The 25,440-nt window shown below is 66.3% G+C and carries 29 protein-coding genes and 3 tRNA genes; 29 read left to right on the forward strand and 3 right to left on the reverse strand.

Annotated features, from left to right (window positions below; translation table 11 throughout):
- The first annotated feature begins 256 nt into the window (after positions 1 to 256).
- Positions 257 to 541 (forward strand): hypothetical protein, encoded by a 285-nt coding sequence (locus WDM86_05390; protein MEI9989455.1) that lies wholly within the window; start codon positions 257 to 259, stop codon positions 539 to 541.
- Between the two features lie 156 nt (positions 542 to 697).
- Here WDM86_05390 and WDM86_05395 read toward each other — a convergent pair whose 3' ends face one another.
- Complete coding sequence (locus WDM86_05395) at positions 698 to 967, reverse strand: hypothetical protein (protein ID MEI9989456.1); 270 nt, start codon at positions 965 to 967, stop codon at positions 698 to 700.
- Between the two features lie 325 nt (positions 968 to 1,292).
- Between WDM86_05395 and WDM86_05400 the strand changes: the two genes are divergently transcribed.
- The 14 genes from WDM86_05400 (at position 1,293) to WDM86_05465 (ending at position 14,509) form a co-directional block, all read left to right on the forward strand.
- A complete protein-coding gene (locus tag WDM86_05400; GenBank protein ID MEI9989457.1) occupies positions 1,293 to 1,724 on the forward strand; it encodes an SgcJ/EcaC family oxidoreductase in 432 nt (143 codons plus the stop codon).
- A gap of 55 nt (positions 1,725 to 1,779) precedes the next feature.
- A complete protein-coding gene (locus WDM86_05405) occupies positions 1,780 to 2,094 on the forward strand; it encodes a hypothetical protein (protein MEI9989458.1) in 315 nt (104 codons plus the stop codon).
- Positions 2,091 to 2,822, forward strand: coding sequence for a pyridoxine 5'-phosphate synthase (locus WDM86_05410; GenBank protein ID MEI9989459.1), 732 nt, complete (start codon positions 2,091 to 2,093; stop codon positions 2,820 to 2,822). Before WDM86_05405 ends, WDM86_05410 begins: the two co-directional genes overlap by 4 nt.
- Complete coding sequence (locus WDM86_05415) at positions 2,819 to 3,583, forward strand: hypothetical protein (protein ID MEI9989460.1); 765 nt, start codon at positions 2,819 to 2,821, stop codon at positions 3,581 to 3,583. The genes WDM86_05410 and WDM86_05415 overlap by 4 nt, the downstream gene beginning before the upstream one ends.
- Positions 3,580 to 3,981, forward strand: a complete 402-nt coding sequence (acpS, locus tag WDM86_05420) for a holo-ACP synthase (protein ID MEI9989461.1) — start codon at positions 3,580 to 3,582, stop codon at positions 3,979 to 3,981. Before WDM86_05415 ends, acpS begins: the two co-directional genes overlap by 4 nt.
- Positions 3,982 to 4,038: 57 nt before the next feature.
- Positions 4,039 to 4,893: a signal peptidase I gene (lepB, locus tag WDM86_05425; GenBank protein ID MEI9989462.1), complete on the forward strand. Its 855-nt coding sequence runs from the start codon at positions 4,039 to 4,041 to the stop codon at positions 4,891 to 4,893.
- Positions 4,814 to 5,548: a ribonuclease III gene (rnc, locus tag WDM86_05430; GenBank protein ID MEI9989463.1), complete on the forward strand. Its 735-nt coding sequence runs from the start codon at positions 4,814 to 4,816 to the stop codon at positions 5,546 to 5,548. The genes lepB and rnc overlap by 80 nt, the downstream gene beginning before the upstream one ends.
- Positions 5,545 to 6,459: a GTPase Era gene (gene era / locus WDM86_05435; protein MEI9989464.1), complete on the forward strand. Its 915-nt coding sequence runs from the start codon at positions 5,545 to 5,547 to the stop codon at positions 6,457 to 6,459. The genes rnc and era overlap by 4 nt, the downstream gene beginning before the upstream one ends.
- A 153-nt stretch (positions 6,460 to 6,612) precedes the next feature.
- On the forward strand, positions 6,613 to 7,350 hold the full coding sequence (gene recO, locus WDM86_05440) for a DNA repair protein RecO (protein ID MEI9989465.1): 738 nt from the start codon (positions 6,613 to 6,615) through the stop codon (positions 7,348 to 7,350).
- Between the two features lie 198 nt (positions 7,351 to 7,548).
- Entirely contained in the window at positions 7,549 to 9,789 is a 2,241-nt protein-coding gene (gene parC / locus WDM86_05445; protein MEI9989466.1) for a DNA topoisomerase IV subunit A, read from the forward strand.
- Between the two features lie 184 nt (positions 9,790 to 9,973).
- Positions 9,974 to 10,795 (forward strand): enoyl-CoA hydratase-related protein, encoded by an 822-nt coding sequence (locus tag WDM86_05450; GenBank protein ID MEI9989467.1) that lies wholly within the window; start codon positions 9,974 to 9,976, stop codon positions 10,793 to 10,795.
- Positions 10,796 to 10,972: 177 nt separating this feature from the next.
- Positions 10,973 to 12,292: an MFS transporter gene (locus WDM86_05455; GenBank protein ID MEI9989468.1), complete on the forward strand. Its 1,320-nt coding sequence runs from the start codon at positions 10,973 to 10,975 to the stop codon at positions 12,290 to 12,292.
- Between the two features lie 34 nt (positions 12,293 to 12,326).
- Positions 12,327 to 13,283, forward strand: coding sequence for a L,D-transpeptidase (locus WDM86_05460; GenBank protein MEI9989469.1), 957 nt, complete (start codon positions 12,327 to 12,329; stop codon positions 13,281 to 13,283).
- Between the two features lie 140 nt (positions 13,284 to 13,423).
- Positions 13,424 to 14,509 (forward strand): L,D-transpeptidase family protein, encoded by a 1,086-nt coding sequence (locus WDM86_05465; protein MEI9989470.1) that lies wholly within the window; start codon positions 13,424 to 13,426, stop codon positions 14,507 to 14,509.
- A gap of 181 nt (positions 14,510 to 14,690) precedes the next feature.
- On the opposite strand, the gene rlmB is transcribed toward WDM86_05465, so the two are convergent.
- Positions 14,691 to 15,497, reverse strand: coding sequence for a 23S rRNA (guanosine(2251)-2'-O)-methyltransferase RlmB (gene rlmB, locus WDM86_05470; GenBank protein MEI9989471.1), 807 nt, complete (start codon positions 15,495 to 15,497; stop codon positions 14,691 to 14,693).
- 105 nt (positions 15,498 to 15,602) lie between these two features.
- Here rlmB and WDM86_05475 point away from each other — a divergent pair, with 105 nt between their 5' ends.
- From WDM86_05475 to WDM86_05495, 5 genes are all read left to right on the forward strand, one after another.
- Positions 15,603 to 15,998: a hypothetical protein gene (locus WDM86_05475; GenBank protein MEI9989472.1), complete on the forward strand. Its 396-nt coding sequence runs from the start codon at positions 15,603 to 15,605 to the stop codon at positions 15,996 to 15,998.
- Positions 15,999 to 16,120: 122 nt separating this feature from the next.
- Positions 16,121 to 18,265, forward strand: a complete 2,145-nt coding sequence (locus WDM86_05480) for a TonB-dependent receptor (GenBank protein MEI9989473.1) — start codon at positions 16,121 to 16,123, stop codon at positions 18,263 to 18,265.
- Between the two features lie 93 nt (positions 18,266 to 18,358).
- Complete coding sequence (locus WDM86_05485; protein MEI9989474.1) at positions 18,359 to 19,030, forward strand: ATP-binding cassette domain-containing protein; 672 nt, start codon at positions 18,359 to 18,361, stop codon at positions 19,028 to 19,030.
- A complete protein-coding gene (locus WDM86_05490) occupies positions 19,027 to 20,238 on the forward strand; it encodes an ABC transporter permease (protein ID MEI9989475.1) in 1,212 nt (403 codons plus the stop codon). The genes WDM86_05485 and WDM86_05490 overlap by 4 nt, the downstream gene beginning before the upstream one ends.
- Positions 20,235 to 20,738, forward strand: a complete 504-nt coding sequence (locus WDM86_05495) for a DUF3299 domain-containing protein (GenBank protein MEI9989476.1) — start codon at positions 20,235 to 20,237, stop codon at positions 20,736 to 20,738. Before WDM86_05490 ends, WDM86_05495 begins: the two co-directional genes overlap by 4 nt.
- On the opposite strand, the gene WDM86_05500 is transcribed toward WDM86_05495, so the two are convergent.
- Complete coding sequence (locus WDM86_05500) at positions 20,710 to 21,093, reverse strand: hypothetical protein (protein ID MEI9989477.1); 384 nt, start codon at positions 21,091 to 21,093, stop codon at positions 20,710 to 20,712. The two genes, WDM86_05495 and WDM86_05500, sit on opposite strands and share 29 nt — an antisense overlap.
- A 332-nt stretch (positions 21,094 to 21,425) precedes the next feature.
- On the opposite strand from WDM86_05500, the gene WDM86_05505 reads away from it, so the two are divergent.
- From WDM86_05505 to WDM86_05545, 9 genes are all read left to right on the forward strand, one after another.
- A tRNA-Tyr gene (locus WDM86_05505) sits at positions 21,426 to 21,510 on the forward strand.
- Between the two features lie 41 nt (positions 21,511 to 21,551).
- Positions 21,552 to 21,625: transfer RNA gene (locus WDM86_05510), tRNA-Gly, on the forward strand.
- A 110-nt stretch (positions 21,626 to 21,735) separates the two neighbouring features.
- Positions 21,736 to 22,926 carry an elongation factor Tu gene (gene tuf / locus WDM86_05515; GenBank protein ID MEI9989478.1) on the forward strand — a complete coding sequence of 397 codons (1,191 nt, stop codon included), beginning with the start codon at positions 21,736 to 21,738 and terminating at the stop codon, positions 22,924 to 22,926.
- A 13-nt stretch (positions 22,927 to 22,939) separates the two neighbouring features.
- Positions 22,940 to 23,015 (forward strand) — tRNA-Trp (locus tag WDM86_05520).
- A gap of 32 nt (positions 23,016 to 23,047) precedes the next feature.
- Positions 23,048 to 23,305 carry a preprotein translocase subunit SecE gene (gene secE / locus WDM86_05525; protein ID MEI9989479.1) on the forward strand — a complete coding sequence of 86 codons (258 nt, stop codon included), beginning with the start codon at positions 23,048 to 23,050 and terminating at the stop codon, positions 23,303 to 23,305.
- Between the two features lie 4 nt (positions 23,306 to 23,309).
- Entirely contained in the window at positions 23,310 to 23,870 is a 561-nt protein-coding gene (nusG, locus tag WDM86_05530) for a transcription termination/antitermination protein NusG (protein ID MEI9989480.1), read from the forward strand.
- Between the two features lie 190 nt (positions 23,871 to 24,060).
- Positions 24,061 to 24,489 (forward strand): 50S ribosomal protein L11, encoded by a 429-nt coding sequence (gene rplK / locus WDM86_05535; GenBank protein ID MEI9989481.1) that lies wholly within the window; start codon positions 24,061 to 24,063, stop codon positions 24,487 to 24,489.
- Positions 24,490 to 24,494: 5 nt separating this feature from the next.
- Positions 24,495 to 25,202, forward strand: a complete 708-nt coding sequence (gene rplA, locus WDM86_05540; GenBank protein ID MEI9989482.1) for a 50S ribosomal protein L1 — start codon at positions 24,495 to 24,497, stop codon at positions 25,200 to 25,202.
- Entirely contained in the window at positions 25,199 to 25,426 is a 228-nt protein-coding gene (locus WDM86_05545; GenBank protein ID MEI9989483.1) for a hypothetical protein, read from the forward strand. The genes rplA and WDM86_05545 overlap by 4 nt, the downstream gene beginning before the upstream one ends.
- The last annotated feature ends 14 nt before the right edge of the window (positions 25,427 to 25,440 follow it).

Raw genomic sequence — 25,440 nt, forward strand, 5'->3', positions numbered from 1 at the left:
TCGCCTCTCGTTGGTGTATTTGCTATAACCTTCGAACGACATACTCATCGGCGACCTCAAGAGGTATACGGCGTCTGATCCCTCGCTTCCCCAATGCTTCGAATCATCTCTCTACTTTATTGCTTAACCCTAAACCTTCTCCCAGGTTAGTTGTGGATATTGTTAAATGCTACTTAATGGGGTAGCGTTCCGTTCGGGGCTTTTTCCAGAGGCAAAGGTGGCTGTTCTTCGACTCGACCTACCTGGGGGAATTGATTTGAATCAGACGGAGGATTTTTCTGTACGCGCCACAGTTTCGGAAGCGACGGAAGTTGAACTGAAGGAACTTCTGTTCCAGCGCCCGGGGGCGGTGCTCGTTGACGAGTTGTCCAACATCTTTGCAGTTGTCGTTCGACCGTCGGAATTCAATCTGCTTGCGGGCATGGCCGACCTCGCTACCAATCTCGACATTTACCGCGCGCGGGCTGACGATCCCAAGCGCGGTACTCTCTCGTTTGCCGAGTTTACGGCCCTCAATCTCAAAAAACGCGCCGAGATATAGGAGGGTTCCGAAATGCTAGGGCCGCTGTACGTAGAATTTGATGAGGCAGCCGTCGAAAAATATCTGGATGGGCATCCGAGCCATACCGAGCGGGGATGTCTGCAAGATTTTTTTGAGGACCTTCAGCGAATCGGTAGTAGTGCCCCCTTCACGAACTCAGGAGGGTACTTCGTCGTCGATGTGTGTGGTTACATCGTCCACCTTCGCGACATCGCCGACGATGGAACCCGCGTTCGCGTCGAAGGCATAGGTCGCTCTCTGGTCGGAGCGTCGGCCACGCGCTAGCCGATCGGGGAATTCATGCACGGTGTCTTGCACGATTGGCCCGAATTGTTCGGGATTGCGGGAAGCGTTTTTGGTGTCGCCGGAACGTTTCTCATGGCCAACCGGCATTTGAACATACGCTTCTACAAAATCCCCAGCCATATGATCTATGCGTTCACGAATACACGACGCGCAGATGTCGAAGAGCAAATTTCGGAATGGACTAGAGAGAACTCGCTTCAGTCCATTCGAGGACTTGCGTTAATCGCGCTTGGATTTTTGCTTCAGGTCGTGCCGAGCGTTTGGAAGCTCGTTACCTGAGAGCCCGCTTGCGCGCCCGGCCCGAATTTGAGAGGGCCGGCGCCAACCGACAACTGCCCGCGCACCGGAAAGAAATTCCAGCCGCCAACCCCGCAAGCAGCGCTCCGGCGTGGCGGCCCGCCGCGATCCTGCTTATCCTGCGGCGAACCGCGCAGGGGGACATGTCATGTCGGCGACCGACACCAAAGCCATCGAAGACCTGATCGCGTCCGAGGACGCCGCCTGGGGGCAGGGCGATGCCGCCGCCTTTTCCAAGGCCGTGCTCGCCGACTGCGTCTTCACCAACATCTTCGGCCAGGTCTTCGTCGGCCATGATGCGTTCGAGGCGCAGCACGCGCACATCTTTTCGACCATCTATCGCGGCACCAGGCTGCGCCAGACCGTCACCCATCTGCGCTTCCTGCGCCCGGACGTTGCGGTGGCGGATACGAGCGCGGCGGTCTTGGGCCTGACGCGTCTGCCGCCCGGCCTCGCGAGCCCCGACGGCGCGCTGCACACCAGGCTGCTCCAGGTCTTCGTCAAGGATGGCGGCGCCTGGGGCATCGCGGCCTATCACAATGTCGACCTCAAGCCGCCGCCAGGCCCGCCACCGGCGTAAGAGCCATGCACGCGCGACTTATCCAACAGCGCGAAAACCGTCGTACAATCGCGCCATGAGAACCGACAACGACTCCTTCGCCCTGCCGCCCGCGATCGCCGCCGCGCGTCTGCGCGCGCCGCGGCACTTGCGCAAATCGCGCGACCGCGAAAACAATTATATTGCCGAAAACACCGTAAGCCACGGAAAGAAAAAGACGAATCGGAAACGTGCCGGCGCGCCTTCCGGCAACCGCAACGCCGTCACGCACGGCGCCTACACCGCCGAACACCGGGCGTTCCGCGCCCAGGTCCACCGCCTCATCCGCGCGGCGCGCGAGACCCTGGCGCTGCGCAAGCTGGCGGTCGCGCTGTGGGGGCAGCGGTCGTGACGAAGCTCCGCCTCGGCGTGAACATCGACCATGTCGCCACGGTGCGGCAGGCGCGCGGCAGCGCCTATCCCGATCCGGTGCGCGCCGCGCTCCTGGCGCAGGACGCCGGCGCCGACGGCATCACCGCGCATCTGCGCGAGGATCGCCGCCACATCTCCGACAGCGACATCGACCGGCTGTCGCGGGAATTGAAAATCCCGCTCAATCTCGAAATGGCCGCGACCGACGAGATGCACGTCATCGCGTTGAACGCCAGGCCGCACGCCGCCTGCATCGTGCCCGAGAAGCGCGAGGAGATCACCACCGAAGGCGGCCTCGACGCCGCGCGCCAGCACAACCATCTGGCGCCCATCGTGCGCAGCCTCGGCGCCGCCGGCATCCGCGTCTCGCTCTTCATCGAGCCGGCGCGCGAACAGCTCGACGCCGCAAGGTCGCTCGGCGCGCCCGTCGTCGAGCTGCACACCGGCGCCTATGCCAATGCGAGCGGCGCCGAACAGGAGCGCATCCTGAAACGTCTGCGGGACGCCGCCGTCTACGGCGCGTCCCTCGGCCTGGAAATCCATGCCGGCCACGGCCTGACCTACGACAACGTGGCGCCCATCGCCGCCATCCCGCAGATTCGCGAGCTCAATATCGGCCATTTCCTGATCGGCGAGGCGATCTTCATCGGCCTCGACGCCGCCATCCGCCGCATGCGCGCGCTGATGGACGAGGCGCGGGCGTCTTGAACCTTTACATCTTCCTGCCGGCGCTCGCCGTGATCGCGGCCATCCTGCTCCTGTCGCGGCGGCTGCCGCGCCGCGTGCTCATGGTTCTCGGCCTCGTCTTCGTGGTGGCCGGGGCGGGCGCTCTCGCCGCGCTGGAACTGTGGTATTCGCCCGCCCGCACCCAGCCCTTCGCGATGCGCCTGTCGCTGGACGCGGCCGGCGCCACGGTCGCGAGCCGGCCCTTCACGCTCGGCCTTAGCGGTCCCTACAATCTGCTTCTGCAGCTCGATCGCGGCGACGGCGTGCTCGCCTTCGGCTGCCTGACCGCCGAGCCCGGTTTCGAGGCGCTGTGTCCCGGCCGCGAACCCGAACTCGATGTGAGCTGGACCGTCAGCGAAGCCGGCACGCTCATCGCGCGCGGTGGCGGCGGCCTTGCCCGCTGGAAGGCGCGCCGGGCGGCGCTCGATCCCAAGGCGGCGGCGGCCAAGCTCGCCGCGTTCCACGCTTATGCCGACCACGCGCAGGAACCGTCCGACCAGACGCCGCTCTATCACGACCTCGGCACGTTCCGGGGCGAAGCTGGCCGCGGTTACGAGATCGAATTCCGCGTCGGCCGCGCCGCGCCGACCCTCGCCAAGCTGCATCCCCGCGTCATCGTCGGCCTCGACACCGCCGTGACCAGGTCCGCCGGCCCCACTTTCCTCGGCCTTGCCCTGTTGTGCCTGGGCGGCGGAGCTTTCATGCTGCTGCTGTCCTTTTCGAGGCCCAAGACGGCGCCATGATCATCGGCCTGGGTTCCGACCTCATCGACATCCGCCGCGTCGACAAATCGATCGAGCGCTTCGGCGAGCGCTTCCTCGGCCGCATCTTCACGGCGGTCGAACGTGAAAAATCGGACAGGCGGGCGCAGCGCTCCGCCAGCTACGCCAAGCGCTTCGCCGCCAAGGAGGCGTGTTCCAAGGCGCTCGGCACCGGCCTTCGGCGCGGGGTGTTCTGGCGCGACATGGGGGTGGTGAACCTTCCGGGCGGCAAACCCTCGATGAAGCTGACCGGCGGCGCCCTGAAACGCCTGCAGGAGATCACGCCAAAAGGTCACACCGCCCAAATCGACCTGACCATCACCGACGATTTCCCGCTCGCCCAGGCGGTGGTCATTATCTCGGCCGTTCCAGCCGCTTAAGCAGTTTCTCGCGCGCCGCCTTGACCTTCTTCCGCGCCCCCCGCAAAACACCGCACCATGTCCGACGAAGACCCCGAAAAGCTGATCGACGAGCTCATCGACGCGCCGCACCCCGCGCCCGTCGTCAAACCGGCGCCGGCGCCCGTCGTCACGCTCCCCGCGCCGCCACCGCCGCCCAAGCAGGGCGAGTCCTGGGTCGAGACCGGCAAGACCATCGTCTACGCGCTGCTGATCGCGCTCGTCATCCGCACCTTCCTGTTCCAGCCCTTCAACATCCCGTCGGGCTCGATGGAAGCGACGCTCTTGATCGGCGACTATCTCTTCGTCGAGAAATTTTCCTACGGCTACAGCCGCAATTCCTTCCCCTTCAGCTTCCCGCCCTTCGCCGGCCGCGTGTTCGGCTCGCCGCCGACGCAGGGCGACGTCGTGGTGTTCAAGATGCCGAACCAGGCCTCCGAGCACTACATGGAGGATTACATCAAGCGGGTGATCGGCATGCCCGGCGACCGCGTGCAGATGATCGACGGCGTGCTCTATCTGAACGACAAGGCGGTGCCCAAGGTCCGCGTCGCCGACTATATCGAGCGCGACGAATTCGGCCTCGTGCACCACGTGCCGCAGTTCCGGGAGACGCTGCCCAGCGGCAAGTCCTATCTGGTGCTCGACCGCGAGACCACGGCGTTCGACAACACCCCTGCCTATGTCGTGCCCAAGGGCGAATACTTCATGATGGGCGACAACCGCGACAATTCCGACGACAGCCGCGGCGATGTGGGCTACGTTCCGGCCGAAAACCTTGTCGGGCGCGCGGAACTGCGCTTCTTCTCCATCGATGAAAGCGCCATCTGGTACGAACCTTGGACCTGGCCCGGAGCGATCCGCTTCAGCCGGATGTTCACCCTCATCGACTGAGCTGGAAGACCGTCTCGGCCACCGCTTCTCAGACCGCGATCTGTTGAAGCGCGCGCTGACCCATTCCAGCGCCAACGCGATCGCCTCCAACGAGCGTCTCGAATTCCTCGGCGACCGCGTGCTCGGCCTGGTCATCGCCGAGGATCTGCACAAGCGCTATCCCGACGACGCCGAGGGCGCGCTGGCCCTGAAGCTCAACGCCTTGGTGCGCGAGGAAGCCTGCGCCCGCGCCGCCGAGGCGGCGGGCCTCGCCGACAGCCTGATCCTCGCCAAGTCGGAATCGCTCAGCGGCGGGCGGCGCAAGGGCGCGATCCTCGCCGGCGCCTGCGAGGCGGTGATCGCCGCGCTCTACCAGGACGGCGGGCTCGAGACCGCGCGCCGCTTCATCGAATGCTATTGGGCGCCGATGATCGAGACGCTCAGCCCCGACATGCGCGATCCCAAGACGACGCTGCAGGAATGGGCGCAGGCGCGGCGCGGCAATTCCGGCGCGCCGGTCTACGCGCTGGTGAAGCGCGAGGGCCCCGACCACGCGCCGCATTTCGTCGTGGAGGTCCGCGTCGCCGGACAAGACCCGCTCACCGGCGAAGGCCGCTCGAAGCGCGAAGCCGAACAGGACGCGGCGAAGAAGATGCTGGAAAAGGTACGCGAATGACCCATTGCGGCTTCTGCGCCATCATCGGCGCGCCGAATGCCGGCAAGTCGACGCTGGTCAACGCGCTGGTCGGCTCCAAGGTCGCCATCGTCAGCCCCAAGGTGCAGACCACCCGCATGGCGGTGCGCGGCGTCGCGCTGAAGGACGACACCCAGATCGTGTTCATCGACACGCCCGGCATCTTCAAGCCGCGCCGGCGCCTCGACCGCGCCATGGTCAACGCCGCCTGGGCAGGCGCCGGGGACGCCGACGCCATCGTCCTCCTGGTCGACGCCGCCGAACTCACCGCGAACCCGAAGGGCCGCGCCGCCGATGACACCCACGCCATCGTCAAGGCGCTGAAGGACGCCGACACGAAAGCCGCGCTGGCGCTCAACAAGATCGACGGCATGAAGCGCACCGATCTGTTGCCGATGGTGCAGGCGTTCAACGCCGAGGGCGCGTTCGAGGAGATCTTCCTGATCTCCGCGCTGAAGGGCGACGGCGTCGCCGATCTGCTCGCCTGGGTGGCCAAGCGGATGCCGGAGGGCCCGTGGCTCTATCCCGCCGACCAGTCGGCCGACATCCCCTCGCGCCTGCTCGCCGCCGAGATCACGCGCGAGAAGATCTATCTGCGCCTGCACGACGAGTTGCCTTATGCGTCCGCCGTCGAGACCGAGAAATGGGAGGAGCGCAAGGACGGCTCCGCCCGCATCGAGCAGACGATCTACGTCCAGCGCGAGGGCCAGAAGGCGATCGTTCTGGGCAAGGGCGGCGCCACGATCAAGATCATCGGCGAACTGGCGCGCAAGGAGATGGAGGAGATTTTTGGGCGCCGCATCCATCTCTTCCTGTTCGTGAAGGTCCGCGAGGACTGGGCGGAGCAGCGCGCGCATTACAAGGAAATGGGTTTGGAGTTCCCGGAGGAATAGAAAGCTCCGTCAAACAAAAAGGTGTCATCGCCCGCGAATGCGGGCGACCCAGGTGACATCTTCGCCGCTCTCGCCGATTTCGCTCTCATCCCGCACACACGCGAATGCCTCAACTGGGTGGCCCGCATTCGCGGGCCATGACACATTGGCGCGATGGAATGGACCGACGCCGCCCTCGTGCTTTCGTCCCGCCCCCACGGCGAAACCAGCGCGATCCTCGAAACGCTGACCCGCGAGCACGGCCGCCATCTCGGCCTGGTGCGCGGCGGCGCGTCGCGCAAATCGAAATCCGTGCTCCAGCCCGGCAACAGCGTGCAGCTCCATTGGCGCGCGCGGCTGAACGAGCATCTCGGCAATTTCACCGTCGAGCCGGCGAAGGCCCGCTCCGGCGACATGATGGAGAGCCGTGAGGCGCTGGCCGGCCTCAACGCCTTCACCGCGGTCGCCTCCGCCGCGCTGCCCGAGCGCGAGGTCCACGCGCCGGTGTTCGAGGCCGGCACGCTGCTGCTCGACGCGATGCAGGCGAGCGATTTCGCCCATTGGGGCGCGCTCTATGTCCGCTGGGAGGCGGGCCTGCTCGAGGAACTCGGCTTCGGCCTGGACCTTTCGCGCTGCGCCTCGACCGGCGCGACCGAGAACCTGATCTACGTCTCGCCGCGCACCGGCCGCGCGGTGTCGGGCGAGGCGGGGGCGCCCTACAAGGACCGGCTGCTTGCGCTGCCCGGTTTCCTGCTGGGTTCGCAGAATGCGACACCCGACGCCGCCGACGTCGCGGCGGGCCTGAAACTCACAGGACATTTTCTGTTGGAGCGTGTGCTCATGCCGCACGGCAAGGAAATCCCCGCCGCCCGCCTACGCCTCGACGCGCTGGCGATCGGCGAATCGCGGTAAACCAACCCTCCCGTTCACGGGAGGGTCGAACAAATCGACGCGAAGCGGCGATTTTTCGGGGGTCCATAGCGTCAGCGTATGGACGCGGAGCGAAGCGGAGCAGGGGGACAAACTCCCCGAAATTTGCTCCGCTGCGCTTCGCAAATTTCGACCCTCCCGTGAACGGGAGGGTAGGACACCAACACAAGCAACTTGACCATGGCCGACATCACAGACGACATCCGCCCCGAACCCCTCGGCAAAGCCCTCGCCGAGCGCTACCTCGCCTATGCGCTCTCCACCATCACCATGCGCGCGCTGCCCGATGCGCGCGACGGATTGAAGCCCGTCCACCGCCGCATCCTCTACGGCATGCGCCTGCTGCGTCTCGACTCCACCTCGGCGTTCAAGAAATCCGCCAAGATCGTCGGCGACGTGATGGGCTCGTTCCACCCGCACGGCGACCAGGCGATCTACGACGCGCTGGTGCGCCTCGCCCAGGACTTCGCCACGCGCTACCCGCTGGTCGACGGCCAGGGCAATTTCGGCAATATCGACGGCGACAATCCTGCCGCCTACCGCTACACCGAAGCGCGCATGACCGACGTCGCGGCCATGCTGCTCGACGGCCTGGACGAGAACGCGGTCGATTTCCGCCCCAATTACGACGGCCAGGACGAGGAACCCGTCGTCCTTCCCGGCGCCTTCCCGAACCTGCTCGCCAACGGCTCGTCCGGCATCGCGGTCGGCATGGCGACCTCGATCCCGCCGCACAATGTCGGCGAATTGTGCGAGGCGCTGAAGAAGCTCATCGACAATCCGAACACCCGCGACCGCACGCTGAGCGACATCGTGCGCGGCCCCGATTTCCCCACCGGCGGCATCCTGGTCGATGGCCCCGAGACCATCGCGGAAGCCTACAAGACCGGCCGCGGCTCCTTCCGCGTCCGCGCCAAGTGGAAGCGGGAAGAGGGCGCCCGCGGCGTCTACCAGATCGTCGTCACCGAGATTCCCTACCAGATCCAGAAGGCCAAGCTGATCACCCAGATCGCCGAGCTTCTGGAACAGAAGAAGCTGCCGCTGCTCGACGACATCCACGACGAGAGCGCCGAAGACATCCGCATCGTGCTGACGCCCAAGAGCCGCACGGTCGAGGCCGAGATATTGATGGAGCAGTTGTTCCGCTCCAGCGACCTGGAATCGCGCTTTCCGCTCAACATGAACGTGCTCGACCACGGCACCGTGCCGCGCGTCATGAGCCTGAAGGACGTCCTCCAGGCGTTCGTCGATCACCGCCGCGAGGTGCTGGTGCGCCGCTCGACGCACCGCCTCGAAAAGATCGCCGCCCGCTTGGAAATCCTCGAAGGCTATCTCGCGGTCTTCCTGAACCTCGACAAGGTGATCCGGATCATCCGCACCGAGGACGAGCCCAAGCCCGTTCTGATGAAGGCGTTCAAGCTCACCGACAACCAGGCCGAGGCCATCCTCAACATGCGCCTGCGCAGCCTGCGCCGGCTGGAGGAGATGGAAATCCGCGCCGAGCACGACGCGCTGACCCGGGAACAGAAGGACCTCAAAAAGCTGCTCGCCTCCGACAAGCTGAAGGACGAGAGGCTGATCGAGGAGGTCAAGGCGATCGACGCCAAGTTCGGCGCCAGGACCGCGCTCGGCAAGCGCCGCACCCAGATCATCGAGGCCAAGCACATCGACAAGATCGAGGCGCTGGCCGAAGAAGCCGTGGCGCTGGCCACAGCCGTCGAGAAGGAGCCGGTCACCGTCGTCCTTTCCGAGAAGGGCTGGCTACGCTCCTTCAAGGGCCATATGGAAGAGAACGACAGCGTCAAATACCGCGAGGGCGACCGGCGCAAATTCTGGATCCACGCCCAGACCACCGACAAGCTTATGTTGTTCTCGACCGACGGCCGCTTCTTCACGCTGGAGGCGAGCAAGCTGCCCGGCGGGCGCGGCAATGGCGAGGCGATCCGCACCTTCATCGACCTTCCGCCGGACGCCGATATCGTGACGATGTTCGCGCATGTCCCGGGCCGCAAGCTCCTGCTCGCCGCCGAAAGCGGCCACGGCTTCGTGACCAGCGAGGACGAGGCGGTGGCGATGACCAAGGCCGGCAAGCGCGTGATGAACGTGAAGACCGGCGTCGAGGCCAAGGCTTGCGCCTTTGTCAGCGGCGACAGCGTCGCGGTGATCGGCGACAACCGCAAGCTCCTGATCTTCGGCCTCGACGAAGTGCCCGAGATGGCGCGCGGGCAAGGTGTGTACCTGCAACGCTACAAGGACGGCGGGTTGCTGGACGCGACGACGTTTGTCGGCAAGGACGGCCTGAAGGACGAGAACAACCGCGAATTTTCCGCCGCCGAACTGAAAGACTGGCGCGGCGAACGCGCGCAAGCGGGCCGCCTGCAGCCCCGCGGCTGGGCGAAGAGCGGCAAGTTCGCGCGCTGAACAACCCTCCCGTTCACGGGAGGGTCGAAATTTGCGCAGCAAATTTCGGGGAGGGGACAGCCTCTCCGCTTGAGCTCGACTTGCGCCGCTGTCCCCTCCCCGAAAAATCCTCGCTGCGCTCGGATTTTGTCGACCCTCCCGCAAGCGGGAGGGTTAAATACGGCGCTGACATCAGGAGCCGCCCATGCCCTTTCATGACATCCTCTACGCCTCCGACGGCGGCGTCGCGACGATCACGATGAACCGGCCGAAGTTCAAGAACGCGCTGTCCTACCGCCTGCTCGACGAGATCGACGCCGGCTTCACCTTGGCCCAAAACGACAAAGCCGTCCGCGTCGTGGTGCTGCGCGGCGCCGGCGGGAATTTCTCGTCCGGCCACGACCTCGGCACGCCCGAGGCGCTCGAATACCGCAAGAATCTCGGCGCCGAGCCCGGCACCATCGAGGCCTATGACGAGTTCAAGAAATACAATCTCGACGTCCATCTGCGCTGGCGCAATTTCCCCAAGCCGACCGTCGCGATGGTCGAAGGCTTCTGCATTTACGCCGGCTGGATGACAGCCGCGTGCTGCGACGTCGTCTTCGCCGCGTCGAACGCCGAATTCCTCGCCGGCTTCGTCGAATACATGTCGATCCCCTGGGACATCGGCATCCGCCGCGCCAAGGAGCTTTGCTTCGAGAGCCGCTTCATCTCCGCCCAGGAGGCGCATGATTACGGCTTCGTCAATCGCGTCGTGGCGCCGGAAAAACTGGAGCAGGAGACCTACGACTACGCCCACCGCGTCGCGGAGAATTCCCCCGACGCGCTGCGCTTCGCCAAGATCCAGATGAACAAGGCGCAGGATGCGCAGGGCTTCACCAACGCGGTGGAGGATTCGCTCGGCGACTATCAGGCGATGATGTATCTGCTGGGCAGCGAGCAGATGCGGGTGGGCGGGCAGCGCCGGCTCCTGACCGTCGATCTGGCCGTCAAGGGCCGCAAGAAGGAACGCCGCGGGCAGAAATAGCAATCTTTGCTGCCGCCACGCCTCGGTTGTCATGGCCCGCGAATGCGGGCCACCCAGGTGACGCCCGGCACGGATGGAGGCAGACTGTCGATGCGCGAAACTGGCGCGATCCGAGAAGATGTCAACTGGATGGCCCGCAGTCGCGGGCCATGACAGGTTGAGCAGGGGGAGAAATCATTGTCGATCGAACGGACTGCCGCGCGCCCCGGCACCGGTGGCGTCTCGCGCCGCTACATCCTGGTGATGCTGACGCTCGTCTATGTCGTCAATTATCTCGACCGCAACATCCTCAACATCCTGCTCCCCGCGATCAAGGCGGAATTCCACCTGACCGACGCGGCGCTCGGCCTTTTGTCGGGCACCAGCTTCGCGATCCTCTACGCCATCCTGGGCGTGCCGCTCGCCTGGCTCGCCGACCGCGTGAACCGGCGCAACGTCATCGCCTATTCGATGATCCTGTTCGCCGCGATGACGGCGGTCTCGGCGCGGGCCGCGAACTTCTTCCAGCTCGTCGCCGCGCGGATCGGCACCGGCATCGGCGAGGCGGGCACCAGCCCTTCCGTCAACTCGATCATCTCCGATCTCTACGAGCCGCATGAGCGGGCAGGGGCTCTGTCCTTCTATGCCGCCGGCCTCAATATCGGCCTGCTGGTCGCCTTCTTCGGCGGCGGCTGGATCGAGCAGCATTACGGCTGGCGCACCGCGTTCCTCGCCGCCGGCCTGCCGGGCCTGGTGCTCGCGCTGCTCTTTCTCTTCACCGTGCCCGAACCGAGGCGCGGCCAGGTGGACGGGATCGCCGACACCGGCCGCGCGCCGCATCTGCCCGAGACGATCGCCTTTCTGTGGTCGCGCAAATCCTTCCGCTTCATCGCGCTCGGCACCGGCATGGCGTCGTTCGGCGGCTATGCCGGCAATTCCTTCGTGCCCGTCTTCCTGGCGCGCACCCATCACATGAGCCCGTCCGAGATCGGCGTGACGCTGGCGGTCCTGTTCGGCGTGGTCGGCGGCATCGGCACCTATATGTCGGGCGTCCTGGCCGACTGGCTCGGCAAGCGCGACGTGCGCTGGAACATGTATGTCATCGTGATCTTCATCGTCTGCGCCCTGCCGTTCTTCCCGTTCTATTTCCTCGCGCCGAGCCTGCCCGTCGCGCTCGTCTGCGCCGTGATGCCGACCGCGAGCGGCGCCGCCTATCTCGCGCCGTCCTACGCCATGGTGCAGAGCCTGGTGCCGCTGCGCATGCGCGCCCAGTCGGCCGCGATCCTGCTCTTCGTGCTCAACATCATCGGCTTCGGCCTGGGGCCGCTTTCGGTCGGCAAGCTGAGCGACCTGTTGACGCCCGCGCTCGGCAGCGACGCGCTGCGCTGGGCTTTGCTCGCGACGGTCGTCACCTGGACGATCGCGGCCTGGTGTTTCTGGATGGCGAGCCGCCGGCTGCCGGCCGAACTTGCCAGCGCCAATGCGCCGCCCGCCGACACCGTCGAGGTCGGCGCTTGATCCCGCCGCGCATTGCGGCAGGATGGCCGGCGCGATGACAGCCAGGATCGAAGTGGGAAGCTTGAGAGGCTTCGCGGCCGTCGCCGCGATCCTGATGCTCGGCATGGGCGTCGCGATGGCCGTCGGCGGCCAGGATCGACATCCCGCGCCGCGCATCGCCGGAGCGATGCCGCCGCCGCGCCCCGGCAAACCCGCCCCGATGGTCAAGGTCCTCGTCGCCGAACCACGCGCCACGCCGCTTGTTCCGCGAACCATCGCGCGCGCGGTGTCGAAACCGGTTCAGGCGCCGCAGACGGTCGCGATGGCCCCGCTGCCGCCGCAAACCATCGCGCCCGATCCCGCCACGCCGGCCGAAGAGGCGAGCCGCGTCGCCGCGCGGGTTTCCGCCAAGGTGCCGTCCGCCCTCGCGCCCTATTTCGACACCTTCATCTATGTCAGCAAGGCGGCGAGCGGCCCCTGGGCACAGCGCCTGTTCCTGTTCCGCAAACAGCCTGACGGCACGCTTGCCCTCGACCAGAGCTTTCCCGTCTCGACCGGCCGCGAACGCTCCGAGCAGTATTTCACCGCCACGCCCACCGGCCTGTTCGAGCTCGACGTCCACCGCTTCTTGCCGATGGCGCGCTCGGCCAAGTGGAACGACGCGGCGATGCCCTGGGCGATGTTCCTGAACTACGCCTATCGCACCCAGATGTCGGGCGTGGCGCTGCACGCCGCCATCGGCCGGCGCGAGCGCGCCGATATCGGCCATCGCGCCTCGGGCGGCTGCGTCCGCCTGCCGCTGGAGAAGGCCGATCTCCTCTTCCACCGCTTCCTGGCGGAGGAGCGCGGCCAGGTCCCCGTCTTCACCTTCGATCCCGCCCGGGGAACGACCAACACGGCGGGAATCGTCAGCCATGATGCGCAGGGCAACATCGTCCTCGCCGACGGCCTCAAGGTCCTCGTCATCATCGACAACTTCTCCGGCGAACCGCCCCCGCTGCCGCAATCCTGAGTTTCCCCGCCAGGGCAGCCAAAAGCCGCACCACGGAATTAACCGGCCTCGTCCCGAAGCGGGACAGACGGTTTATTTTTGGTTATCATGCGCGGCGGACCCTGTTTTCGGATTCCATGTCGGCGCTGCGGAAATTAAGCGTGGTCTACCTGCTGTGCGCCCTGGCATTCGGCGTGGCGATCGCGTTCGACCGCGATCCGCCGCTCGAACGGGCCAGCCGCGCGACGGTGGCCGCCGCGCTCGACGCGACCCGGACCTATGTCGTCGCTCCGGCGTCCGGCCTCTTCCGCGACGCGGGCCGGCGCGTCGCCGATCTCATCGCCGGCCCGGCCAGGCCCAAGGCGCCCGTCGCGGCGCCGCATCGCGACATCGCGCGGGTGAAGCTGCATCCGCCCGCCTTGCCGGTGCCGTCCGAGCCGGTCCTCGCCGCGCCGCGGGCTCCGGTCGTCGCCCCGCCGGATATCCAAACCGCCGAGGACGCGGCACCGCCCGCCGCAGCGCCGCCGCCGCCCGCGCCGTCGCGTCCCGAACTGTCGCTCGCGCCGCCGCCACCCTCGCGCGCCGCCGTCGCGCCCGCCGACATCGTGCGCGTGTCGATGCGGCTGAAGGAAAGCCTGACGCGCGAGATGTTCGAGAATTTCTCGCTCTTCCTCTATGTGTCGAAGGCCGACACCGGTCCCTGGGCGCAGCACATGTATGTGTTCAAGAAGGACGGCTCGGGCGATCTCGCGATGCTCTACAACTGGCCGGCCTCGACCGGGCGCGAGAAGGACGAGATCGCGCCCAACGGCACGCGCCAGCCGAGCTTCACGCCGCGCGGCTATTACCAGCTCGACCCGGCGCGCATGTACAAGACGCATTTCTCCGGCCAGTGGCACGAGCCGATGCCGCACGCGATGTTCTTCAACTGGCAGCATGACGGATTGCAGACCGGGCTCGCCATTCATGGCGCCGTGGGGATCGAAGTCGGCCAGCTCGGCAGCCGCGCCTCCGCCGGCTGCATCCGCATCGCGCCGCAGAACGCGGCGCTGCTCTTCAACCTGATCCGCTCGCAGTACAAGGGCCTGGCGCCGCGCTTCGCCTTCGACCGCCGCACCGCGACGATGAGCAATGACGGCCTGATGATGCACGACGCCGACGGCAATCTGCGGATGGCCCAGGGCTACAAGGTGCTGGTGTTCGTCGAGAACTACGGCGGCGAGAACGTCGTGGCGGCGTTGTACTGACGTTCCCGAATTGCGCGCGATTCCTCTCCCGTTTACGGGAGAGGACGCAAAAGCTTGCACTTAGCGGAGCACTTGCGGAGCTAAGTGCTTAGCTTTTGCTGGTGAGGGGGCGAAGCTTGGCGCGAACCCTCACCCGAACGTCGCTTCGCGCCGTTCGACCTCTCCCGCGAAGCGGGAGAGGTTAAGAGCGCGTCATCTCGTACAGCGCCACCGCCGCCGCGTTCGACACGTTGAGGCTCTCCATCGCCGCCGCGATCGGCACATGCGCGGCGACATCGCATTTCTCGCGCACCAGCCGGCGGATGCCGGCGCCCTCCGAGCCCAGCACCAGCGCGACATCGCCCTTGTGCATCGCATCGGCCAGCGTCAGTTCGCCGTCGCCGGCCAGCGCGATGCGCCAGAACTCCCGCTTGCCGAGATCCTCCAGCGTCCGCGCGATGTTCACCACCGTGATCACGGGTATGATGTCGAGCGCGCCCGACGCGGCCTTGGCGAGGACGCCGGTCTCCGGCGGCGAATGGCGGTCCTGCACCACCACCACCGTCACGCCGAACGCCGCCGCGGTGCGCAGGATCGCGCCCTCATTGTGCGGATCGGTGATCTGGTCCAGCACCAGCACGATGCGCCGCTTGCCCGCCGCTTCGTCGAGGATCGATTCAAGTTCGCGCCGGGGCAGGGGCTCGACCAGGAGCGCCACGCCCTGATGCACCGCGCCCTCGGGCAGGATCTTCGACACGCCCGCCATGTCGACGATCTCGTGCTTGACGCGGTTGAGCAGCTTGGCGCCGATCTCCTCCGCCGCGCGCTCCGTCAGGACCGCCCGCCGCACGAACCTTTTGGGATTGGCCAGCGCCGCGCGCACCGCATGGGTGCCGTACAGCCACAGCCCGCTTTCGGGCTTGGCATGCGGCTTGAAGAATTTGCGTTCCGGCTTGCGCTCGGATTTGCCGGTTGGGCGGCGTTCACGCCCGCGTTCCTGTCGTGCCATGGCGGGCGCTTATAGGCGAAAGGCCGCCCGCGCAAGTCGTCGCAGGCCCGCCGATCACGGCAAATTGGCTTTCCTGCTGCATTGCGGTAGGATCATATCCTGGCCATGCAACGAAACCGTCACCCGGGAACCAAGGTCCGCGCCGCGTCGCGCGGGATGGTCTCGCGCGCCCTGGTGCTGCTGACGCTCGTCGCCTTCCTGGTCCAGGGCTTCGTCACCCAGACCCATATCCATGCCCGCCCGGTCGGCGCGCCGGTGGCGGTCGACCTGTTCGACGGCGCCAAGGCGCCGGCCAAGGACAACGCACCCTCCAAGAACGACGAGGCGAACTGCCCGCTCTGCCAGGCCTTCGCCAGCAGCGGCCAGTTCCTCACCCCGGCGGCCGCGGCGATCCTGCTGCCGTCGTTCTCGGTTTCCGTCATCCAGCTCGTCCCGCTCGCGGCGAAGCTGGTCCGCTCCGCCAGCCACGCCTGGCGTGGCCGCGCGCCGCCCTCGGCCTAAGCCAAAAGCCAGACTCGCGATCCGTCGCCGGCGTCCCGCGCCGGCCACCGGGCGCATTCCACAACATTCGCGATGCAAATCCGTACACGGGGGCATTGCGGCTTTGCCGAGGTATTTTTCCGATGAATCGTTCCCAACTTCTGGCCGGCGCGGCCATCACCTCCCTGCTGTGCCTGAGCGCGGCGCCGGCCGGCGCCGAGGAAATCGAGACCGTGGTCGTGACCGCCGCCAAGCTCAACGCGGCGCGTCTGGGCATCCAGGCCCAGGTCGGCGCCTCGACCTACACGATCAGCGACAAGGCCATCGAGGCGCAGCCCGGCGGCGACAACAACCTGCTCAACCAGGTCGTGCTCCAGGCCCCCGGCGTGGCGCAGGATTCGTTCGGACAGCTCCATGTCCGCGGCGAGCATAACGGCCTGCAATACCGCCTGAACGGCATCATCATCCCGGAGGGCATCTCGGTGTTCGGCCAGACGCTGGACCCGCGGCTGGTGGGCTCGCTCAAGCTGATCACCGGCGCGTTGCCGGCCGAATACGGCCTGCGCACCGCCGGCATCATCGACATCCAGACCAAGTCCGGCGTGTTCCAGCCCGGCGGCGACGTTTCGGTCTATGGCGGCAGCCACAACGAGGTGCAGACCAGCGCCAGCTATGGCGGCTCCGACGGCGGGCTCAACTACTTCGTCTCCGGCGACTACACGACCAACTCGCTCGGCATCGAATCGCCCGACGGCAGCAGCGATCCGTTGCACGACCGCACCAAGCAGTATCACGGCTTCGCGTTCCTCCAGGACATCCTGGACAACAACTCCTCGATCACCGCGATCCTCGGCACCTCGAACGATATGTTCCAGATCCCGAACCAGCGCGGCCTTCAGCCGAGCGGCCTCGACGGCATCACCGGGCTCGGACCGGCGGGCGAACTGACCGCCAACGGCCAGTTCCTCTTTCCCAGCGGCAATCTCAACGAGAACCAGCGCGAGACCACCGATTACGGCATCGTCAGCTATCTGCGCTCGATGGGGGATGTCGACGTCCAGGTCTCGGCCTATGGCCGGTTCTCGAGCCTGTTCTTCACGCCCGACGCGATCGGCGACTTGCTCTACAACGGCATCGCGCAAACCGCCTATAAGCGCGACGTCGCCTATGGCCTGCAGGCCGAAGGCGCCTGGCATGCCGGCGACGGCCACACCCTGCGCGCCGGCGTGATCTACCAGGCCGACGACCTCGCCAGCCGCACCTCCTCGCAGGTCCTGGCCGTCGACGGCGCCGGGATGCAGACGCTGCCCGACACGCCGCTCACCATCCCCGACAACGGCACCAAGCATGCCTGGAGCTACAGCCTGTACCTGCAGGACGAATGGGAACTCATCCCCGACACGCTGACGCTGAATTACGGTGTGCGCTGGGACCAGTTCGGCGCCTTCGACTCCGAGAACCAGCTCAGCCCGCGCGTCAATTTCGTCTGGACGCCGACCGACACGATCACCGTCCATGGCGGCTATTCGCGCTATTTCTCGCCGCCGCCGATCGAGCTGGTGGGCACCACCGATGTCGCGCTGTTCAACGGCACGACCGCCGCCGCCGGCAGCACGGTCGACGACACGCCCAAGGCCGAACGCGCCGACTACTACGATATCGGCGTGCAGAAGACCCTGCCGGACGACGGGCTCACCTTCGGCCTGGACGGTTTCTACAAGCTCTCCCACAACCTGATCGACGAGGGCCAGTTCGGCGCGCCGATCATCCTGACGCCGTTCAACTATCTCCACGGCAAGCAGTACGGCGCGGAGCTGACGGCCAATTACGACGACGGCGGCCCGCTGACCGGCTATGTCAACGCCGCCTATGAGCGGGCGGTGGGCGAGGACATCGTCTCCAGCCAGTTCCAGTTCGATCCGGGCGATCTCGCCTATATCGCGAACCACTTCATTCCGCTGGATCACCAGCAGCTCCTCTCGGTCTCGGCCGGCGCGTCCTACAATTGGCGCGACATCCGCTTCAGCGCCGATTTGATCTACGGCTCGGGCCTGCGCCGCGACGGCCTCACGCCCAACGGCGATCACGTCCCCGACTACACCCAGGTCAATATCGGCGTCAGCCACACCTTCAATCCCTGGGGCGACAAAGGGCTCACGGCGCGGTTCGACGTGATCAACCTGCTCGACGAGAAATACGAGATCCGCGACGGCACCGGCATCGGCGTCGGCGCGCCGCAATTCGGTCCCCGGCGCGGCTACTTCTTCGGCTTGTCGCAAGCGCTGTAGGCGGCGCGCGGGCGGCCGGATATTCGGCCGCCCGCGCATCGGCGGCGTGCGCGAGGAACGCCACGCCGGTCGCATAGCGGACGGGTGCTCGTCATGAACGATGATCGCGTATCGAAGAAAGCCATCCTGGCGACCGCCGGCGTCGTGCTGGAGCGCGGCGGAAGACAATTCGCGCGACTCCCCGATCTTAACGTCGCCGCCGGCCAGTCCGTGGCGATTGTCGGCCCTTCGGGCTGTGGCAAGACCACGGCGCTGATGGCGCTGGCCGCGATCCGCGCCCCGCGGCACGGCACGATCGAGATCGAAGGCACGAAGCTTTGGGCGCTTGGCCGGGGCGGACGCGACGGGTTTCGCGGCCGCCGCATCGGGTTGGTGTTCCAGTCCTTCCATCTGATCGATGCCTTGAGCGTCCGCGCGAACATCCAGATAGCGGCGCAATGCGCCGGCCATCCCGTCCACGATCCGCAGCGTCTCGACCGGCTGATGGAACGCCTCGGACTGACCGCGATCCAGTCGCGGCGCGCCGACCGGATCAGCCACGGCCAGGCGCAGCGCACCGCCATCGCGCGCGCCCTGATGAACCGGCCGGCCGTCATCCTGGCCGACGAGCCGACCTCGGCCCTCGATGATGCGAACACCGCGGCGCTGATGGCGCTGCTGGTCGAGTCCGCCGTGTCGGAAGACGCCGCTTTGGTCGTGACGACGCATGACCGCCGCGTGCTGGACGCCGTCGATACCGTCGTCGAAATGGAGGCGCTGCCATGATGGCGGTCACGCTGGCCTTTGCCTATCTGCGGCGGCGCTGGGGACAGGCGCTGCTTTCGATCCTGGTCGGCGCGCTCGGCGTCGCGGCGGTGGCCATCGCCTATGTCGGGCTGGATGCGTTTCCGGCCGCCGCGGAACGCGCCTGGGGCGGCGTCGACCTCGTCATCGGACCGAAGGGCTCGGCGCTGGACCTGGTTCTGTGCTGCGCGCTGCACGTCTCCGATCCGCGCGGACTGGTTTCGGAAAAGGCGGCGATGGCGGCGGCCTCCCATCCGCTGATCCGTGTCGCGGCGCCCATCGCGCTGGGCGACAATGTCGAGGGCTGGCGCATCGTCGGCACCACGCCGCAACTTCTTTGGATCTATCGCACCGACGTGGTGCAGGGCCGCGTCTGGAACAAGCCGCTCGAAGCGGTCCTGGGCGCGGATGCGGCGGATGCCCTGCATCTCAAAATCGGCCAGAGCTTCATCGGCGCCCACGGCCTTGCGGCGGGCGGCGAGCTGCATTCGCAGTTCCCCTACCGCATCGTCGGCATCCTGCCGCGCACCGGCTCGGCGCTCGACCGGCTGGTCCTCTGCGATATCGAAACCGTCCGCTACATCCACAAGATGCACCAGGAGGACGAAGCCGCCGCGACCGGCGTGACCGAGACCTATGTCAATCTCCCCGACGCCGCGACGGCCGTCGTCGCGTCGTACAAGAGCCCGGTGGCGGCGTTGCTTGTCCCGCGCCTGATCGATGCCAGCCCGGAGCTGACGGCGGCGAGCCCGAGCTTCGAGATCGCCCGGCTGATGAGCTATCTGCGGCCGCTGACCGTGGCGGCGACCGCGCTGGGCATCCTGCTGGTCGTCATCGCGGCGGCCGCCGCCGCCGCCGCCCTGATGGCCACGATGAACGCCCGCACCCGCGACCTCGCGCTGCTCCGCGCCTTGGGCGCCGGACCCGTGACCATCGCGACGGTCGCGATCGCGGAAGCGGCGATCATCGCGCTCGCGGCGCTGCTGCTGGGCGCCGGTCTCGCCGCGCTCCTGTTCTATGCCGGGGCCGGCCTGCTGGCCGAGCGCACCGGTCTTCTGATCGAGCCGCGGATCGACGGCGACGCGGTTCTGTATCTCGTCATCGGCGCCCTTGGCACGGCGCTGATCGCCGCTCTTTTCCCCGCCATCCGTGCCGCGCGCACACCCATAGAGGAGCTGCTTCAGTCATGATCCGCAAATCCCTGACACTGGCACTCATCATCCCGGTCTTTCTGTTGAGCGCGGGCTTCCGTCCGCAGCAGAAGGTCCTGGCCACCGACCCCAACGCGCAGCCCGCCGACGAGCGCGCGATGCAGGACCGGCTCCCGAAGTCGCACGACGCGCTGTGGTCGAAACTGCTCGACAGCAAGGTCGCCTACAACAACCGCACCGGCATCTACAGCATCACCGTGTCGCCCCAGATCAAGGCGCTGGCGAACCGGCAGGTGACGGCCAGCGGCTGGGTCCTGCCGCTCGACGGCTCCGATCAGACCCGGCATTTCCTGCTGACGCGGCGCACGCCGGTGTGCATGTTCTGCCCGCCCGGCGAGCCCAACGAGGTCGCCGAGGTCGTCAGCCCCACGCCGATCGCCTGGACCGACAAGCTGGTGACGGTCACCGGCCAGTTCAGCCTCGTCAACAACGGCGAGAAGGGCATCTTCTTCAAGATCGCGGCGAACGCGATCCGCTGATGCGGCAGGCCGCAAGCAGCGCCTTGGCCCGTGGCACCGTCAGGCCGCCGCGCCACGCGGCGCAGGCTTCGCCCGCCGGCGCGAGCGCCCGCGCATAGGGCAGGATGGCGTCGCCGTCGCCAGCCGCGAGCAGTGCCCGGCGCGGCGGGTGGATTGCGGCCGGCACGGCGGCCCGTTCCAGGCCCGGCGATACGGCGCGGATCGTCGCCCGCGCCCGCGCCTCCTGGTCCAGAAGGACGATCCGCAGGCGCCGGCCATCCTTTTCGAGGGCGGCCAACACGGGAAGTTCCATCCGGCACGGGATGCAGGTCGGGGAATAGTAGACTTCGAGAATCGGCGGCGGCGGAACGGGCATGGCGGAAACCCTAGTCGGGCGGGGGGCCATCCGCCATCGCCGGACCCGCCTTTGCCCCGAATCCGGCGGACCGGCTGTCAAGCAATCAATTCGCTTGCGCCGGCCGGCGGGCCGGGAATAGCCTTTCCGTCAAGCTGTTGTTCGCGGGGGCAAATTCGGGCCTGTTCCGCGCTAATAAACTGTTGACAGCTTGATCCTCTTAGCCAATAACCCGCGATCCGCAGCCAACCCTTCCGAAAGGCACGTACACACGTTCGTTCCACAAAAACGGACGCGCATCGGTGCCGCCTCGGAACTGGCGCGTAAGTAGTTGAGCCGGTTGAACAATCGAAGGAGGGGTGCCCGAGTGGCTAAAGGGGACGGACTGTAAATCCGTTGGCTACGCCTACGCTGGTTCGAATCCAGCCCCCTCCACCAGCCGGCTGGAACGAAGAAGAGGACGAAGGAAGTCGAATAAGGCGGGTGTAGCTCAATGGTAGAGCAACAGCCTTCCAAGCTGATGACGAGGGTTCGATTCCCTTCACCCGCTCCAATCTCGCCCTTGTAGGGCTTCGGTTGGCAGGCCACCTCACTGGGACGGGGCGAAGAAGAACCGAGTACCCCCGCCTCGGGCGGGACGTGAAGAACGAAGGATAAGAGATTATGGCCAAGGCCAAATTCGAGCGTAACAAGCCGCACTGCAACATCGGGACGATCGGCCATGTCGACCATGGCAAGACGTCCTTGACGGCCGCCATCACCAAGGTCCTGGCCGAGACGGGCGGGGCGACGTTCACCGCCTATGACCAGATCGACAAGGCGCCGGAAGAGAAGGCGCGCGGCATCACGATCTCCACGGCGCATGTGGAATACGAGACCGCGAACCGCCACTACGCCCATGTCGACTGCCCCGGCCACGCCGATTACGTGAAGAACATGATCACCGGCGCCGCCCAGATGGACGGCGGCATCCTGGTGGTGTCGGCGGCCGACGGCCCGATGCCGCAGACCCGCGAGCACATCCTTCTGGCCCGCCAGGTCGGCGTGCCGGCGCTGGTGGTGTTCCTGAACAAGTGCGACATGGTCGACGATCCGGAGCTGTTGGAGCTGGTGGAGATGGAAGTGCGCGAGCTGCTTTCGTCGTATCAGTTCCCGGGCGACGACATCCCGATCATCCGCGGCTCGGCGCTGATGGCGCTGGAAGACAAGAACAAGGAGATGGGCCACGACGCGATCCTGAAGCTGATGGCGGAAGTGGATCGCTACATCCCCCAGCCGGAGCGTCCGATCGACCAGCCCTTCCTGATGCCGATCGAGGACGTGTTCTCGATCTCGGGCCGGGGAACTGTGGTCACGGGAAGAGTCGAGCGCGGCATCGTGAAGGTCGGCGAGACGGTGGAGATCATCGGCATCCGTCCCACGTCCTCGACCACGGTGACGGGCGTCGAGATGTTCCGCAAGCTGCTCGATCAGGGCCAGGCGGGCGACAACATCGGCGCACTTCTGCGCGGCGTCGAGCGCGAGGGCGTGGAGCGCGGCCAGGTTCTGGCCAAGCCGGGTTCGGTGACGCCGCACACGAATTTCACGGCGGAGATCTACGTGCTGACGAAGGACGAGGGCGGCCGTCACACGCCGTTCTTCGCGAACTACCGTCCGCAGTTCTATTTCCGCACGACGGACGTGACCGGCATCGTGAAGCTTCCGGAAGGCACCGAGATGGTGATGCCGGGAGACAACGTGTCGATCGAGGTCGAGCTGATCGTTCCGATCGCGATGGAAGAGAAGCTGCGCTTCGCCATCCGCGAGGGCGGCCGCACCGTCGGCTCGGGCGTCGTCGCCAAGATCATCAAGTAGGGGCTTGTGTCCTAGGAGTGTAGCTCAGTTGGTAGAGCGGCGGTCTCCAAAACCGTAGGCCGTGGGTTCGAGTCCCTCCACTCCTGCCAGTAATGTGAAACGGATTGAACGAAGAAAAGACATGGCGGACGCGACGAAAAAGACGGCGGATACGGCGGGCAAGGATTTGCCGGCGCCGGTGCGCCGGCGCACCAATCCGCTGGCGTTCTTCGGCGAGGTCCGGCGCGAGGTTTCCAAGGTCACCTGGCCCTCCTGGAAGGAGACCTGGCTCACCTCGGCGATGGTTTTCATCATGGTGGGCCTCACCATGGTGTTCTTTTTCGGCGTCGACTGGATTCTTTCCTACGGCGAACGTCTCCTGATCGGCGCGGTGGGCTAAAGCGATGAGCGACGCAGCAACCAAGACCGTCAACGCCAACGCGAAGTGGTACATCGTCCACACCTACTCGAATTTCGAGAAGAAGGTGGCCGAGGAGATCAAGCGCCAGGCGAAGATCCAGGGCCTCGAGGAAGAGGTCGTCGACGTCGTGGTGCCGACCGAGGAAGTCCTCGAAGTGCGCCGCGGCCAGAAGGTCAAGGCGGAGCACAAATTCCTGCCGGGCTATGTGCTCTTGCACGCCCACCTGACGGATCATTGCTACCACCTGGTCAAGAACGTGGCGAAGGTCACCGGCTTCCTCGGCCAGAACAACAAGCCGATGCCGCTGCGCCAGGCCGAGGTCGACCGCATCCTCAACCAGGTCAGCGAGGGCGCGGAGAATCCGAAATCGACGATCACCTTCGAGATCGGCGAGCAGGTCCGCGTCGCGGACGGCCCGTTCACCTCCTTCACCGGCACGGTGGAAGAGGTCGACGAGGACCGCAGCCGCGTGAAGGTCGCCGTCTCGATCTTCGGCCGCGCGACGCCGGTCGAATTGGAATTCACGCAGGTGGAGAAGGTCTGACGCAACCACCTCGGTGTCATGGCCCGCGAATGCGGGCCACCCAGGTGAAACGGGTGCTGTGAGAGTCATTGGCGCGCGGATGCGCGTTTGATGGGTGGCCGGGTCAAGCTGGCCACGACGAGTGCAAAGGAACGCGGGAGGGCCAAGCCGGTCCGTTCGAACCGCAAACCGCTAAGGAGGCGGTCAGAGAGTGGCAAAGAAGATTACCGGTTACATCAAGCTGCAGGTGCCCGCCGGCGCGGCCAATCCGTCGCCGCCGATCGGCCCCGCGCTCGGCCAGCGCGGCCTCAACATCATGGAGTTCTGCAAGGGCTTCAACGCCAAGACGCAGGACCAGGAGAAGGGCACCCCGATCCCGGTGACCATCACCGTGTTCTCGGACAAATCCTTCACCTTCGAGATGCGCACGCCGCCGGCGTCGTTTTTCCTGAAGAAGGCCGCCAAGCTCACCTCGGGCTCCAAGTCGCCCGGGCTCACCTCCGCCGGGTCGGTGACCAAGGCGCAGGTCCGTCAGATCGCGGAAGCGAAGATGAAGGACCTGAACGCCAACGACGTCGAGATGGCGATGCTCATGATCGAGGGCTCCGCGCGCTCGATGGGCATCGAGGTGAAGGGATAACCGCGATGACACTCTCCAAGCGATTCAAGAAAGCCGTCGAAGGCGTCGACGCCACCAAGGCCTATCCGGTCGAGGAAGCCGTCAAGCTGATCAAGTCGCGCGCCACCGCCAAGTTCGACGAGACGATCGAGCTGTCGATCAATCTCGGCGTCGATCCGCGCCATGCCGACCAGATGGTGCGCGGCGTGTCCTCGCTGCCGAACGGAACCGGCCGCAAGCTGCGCGTCGCGGTGTTCGCCAAGGGCGCCAAGGCCGACGAGGCCCGCAAGGCCGGGGCCGACATCGTCGGCGCCGAGGACCTCGCCGCCGAGGTCACGGCCGGCAAGATCGATTTCGACCGCTGCATCGCGACGCCCGACATGATGGGCATCGTCGGCCGCCTCGGTAAGGTGCTGGGTCCGCGCAATTTGATGCCGAACCCGCGCGTCGGGACGGTGACGATGGACGTGACCCAGGCGATCAAGGACGCCAAGGGCGGCGCCGTCGAGTTCCGCGTCGAGAAGGCGGGCATCGTCCAGGCCGGCGTCGGCAAGGCGAGCTTCACCGAGGACGCCATCGTCCAGAACGTGAAGTCCTTCGTCGACAGCGTGATGAAGGCCAAGCCGACCGGCGCCAAGGGCGTCTACATGAAGAAGGTGTCGATCTCCTCGACGATGGGCCCGGGCGTGAAGATCGCGCTGGCATCCGTCGGCGCGGGCGGCGCGGAGGCATGACGGTGGCGGCGTGGTTCGGGCCCAAGGACGTCGGTTCGGGGATCAGCCCCCGCGGCGTTGCCGGCTGGATTGCGCTGTTGGTGTTCCTCGGCGGGCTCGCCGGCATCACTTGGCTGCATCGCCATTACGGCCTTGCGCTCTGGTCGTTGCTGGCGGCTCTGGCCGTATGGGTCGTGGCGTTCTTCGCGGTGGTGTCCTCCACCTACCGCTACGACCGAGTTTGAAGAATTCCGGCGGA

This window comes from Rhizomicrobium sp. (assembly GCA_037200045.1).
GTDB lineage: Bacteria > Pseudomonadota > Alphaproteobacteria > Micropepsales > Micropepsaceae > Rhizomicrobium.